Genomic DNA, 2,021 nt, shown 5'->3' on the forward strand with positions numbered 1-2,021 from the left:
CTCCTGCATTGAAAATGTCGGTGTGTTTTTCGAAAGTTTTGCCACAAAGTAACGACTTGAGCGGCAACCAGAGTCAGTTGTACCGGCACCAATATCGTCAACCGTAGATCGACGTCAGCGTGATAGCTCAATAACTTGCCGACCCCCATTTGGTGGCTCAGGTTCAAGGTTATTGCATGGCTGGTTTGGAGTTGATCCGGTTTTCACTCCATGGCCGATGCGAGCTTTTGGGCTGTGACAACTTGGTTGGCAAAGGAACGGTGCGTCAAGCGACTCACGGCCGTGTGGGGTTGATCTTCATCGCCTTGGTGTCTCCAGTCCTCCACGTGTTCGCGGGCATCCGCCAGCGCCAGGAACAACAAGATGTGCAAAAATTATGTCCGTGAACGACTATTGGACAACTCGATGTAAGCGTTGTTGATCCGCTATCTTGCCCACTAGAAGTTCGATCTCGACCTCTTTCAAAATAAGCGTTGTCTGGGCGGTACCTTCTGGCAGACGGCGTGAAGGCAACATACTGAGCGGAATGGGACCTCCGTCACGCGTCGATGTCAGGGCGTATCCTTATGTCGGAGCCGATCCGGCGTTTTGAGCTGTTCACCGGGGCCGGTCCGCGGCGAATATGGTCGGATGAGGAGAAGACGGCAATCGTCGTCGATAGCGATGGGCCGGGCACCTCGGTCAGCGCGGTGGCCCGCCAACACGAATTGTGCGCCCCGCAGTTGTTCACGTGCCGGCTTTCGGCGCGGCAGGTCGAGACGCACGACGACAAGAGATTAGAGCATATCTGCCAGTATCTTACTACTGTTTAGAAGCAGCCGGACCATCCTCTCTGTTCACCCTGCGACCGCCGGTAAGCTGACCGGACGCGCCGCATGGACGCGTTTCCAGTCCAGACCTTCAACGAGAGCCGCCAGCTGCGCCGTGCTCAACCGGACTACACCGTCCTCGGTCTTCGGCCAGCAGAACTGACCGACCTCCAGACGCTTGGCCGCGAGGATTAGTCCGAACCCGTCCCAGACCAGAAGCTTCACCTGGTTGGCCCGTTTCGAGCGGAACACGTAGACCGTGCCGGAGAACGGATCCGCGTCCATCGCGTCGCGGACCAGAGCCACCAGCCCGTCCATGCCCTTGCGGAAGTCCAAGGGCCGGGTGGCCAGCATCACGAGCACCACGCCAAATGGCCCGATCATGCCGAGCCCTTCAGGGCCCGGATCACCGCCGCGATCTGGGCGGCGCTCGCACCCTGAGCGATGCGGACCGCGACGCCGGAGATCTCCAATTCGATCCCGGTGATGCCGGATCGCGCCGTCGCGCAGGTCGGGACCGCTGCGCAAGTGCAGCCAGCGGCTCGGGCGTCGGCTCCGCGACGAGAGCGGGAACGAAGCTCATCGCTGTGGGTACCTGCGCGGCCTCAAGCGCGCGCCGCGCCTCTCGGCGCCAGCCGAAAACCTGTTGCGGCGTCAGCCCTTGGCGGCGGGCCACCACCGTTACGACCGCGCCGGCCCGGAGCGTTTCGTCCAGGACCGCCGCCTTGGCGTCGGCCGACCAGACCCGCCGTCCGCCCGAGCCGTTGATGACATCCAGCGCCTCGGTTCAAACCTACGCTCAATTCCAGCCACGAGCCGATCCCCACGCCCCAAAACAATGGCTATCAGCATCAAAACTCGTCACGCCAACCGAAAAGGCGGACCGAGACTCCGCTTACTGACCGTTCAGCCATCACGGCGCAGTACTGAGGTGATCCGACCGTAGCCATAGCGAGAGTACTGGAGCGCAAGTGCGACGACGGTGCATGTCTCTTTGGCCGTTTAACCTAATCACCCTTAAATCCGCCGCTCTCGGACCGCCAACATTAATGCGCGACTTCCGTTGCCTCGATGGACGGGATTGCCTCGCATACTTTGCGACCTTTTGAGAGTAGAACGTGACATGGCGCAGTTTGGAAGCAAGCTCGCCGGCTATCTTTTGTTCAATATTATGATAACGTCCTGAATTGTACTCAGATCCACACCTAGGGC

1 protein-coding gene is annotated in these 2,021 nt (G+C 60.0%); it reads right to left on the reverse strand.

The genetic code is table 11. The annotated features are described in order from the left end of the window. Nucleotides 1-836: 836 nt before the first annotated feature. Nucleotides 837-1,193 (reverse strand): IS66 family insertion sequence element accessory protein TnpB, encoded by a 357-nt coding sequence (tnpB, locus tag FV233_RS29230; protein WP_147899617.1) that lies wholly within the window; start codon nucleotides 1,191-1,193, stop codon nucleotides 837-839. Nucleotides 1,194-2,021 lie beyond the last annotated feature (828 nt).

Origin of the sequence: Methylobacterium sp. WL7 (assembly GCF_008040085.1) — a bacterium.
Lineage (GTDB): Bacteria > Pseudomonadota > Alphaproteobacteria > Rhizobiales > Beijerinckiaceae > Methylobacterium > Methylobacterium mesophilicum.

Coding starts and splice junctions, on each gene's coding strand:
- tnpB (WP_147899617.1), bottom strand. CDS start 1,193: ATGATCGGGCCATTTGGCGTGGTGCTCGTGATGCTGGCCACCCGGCCC.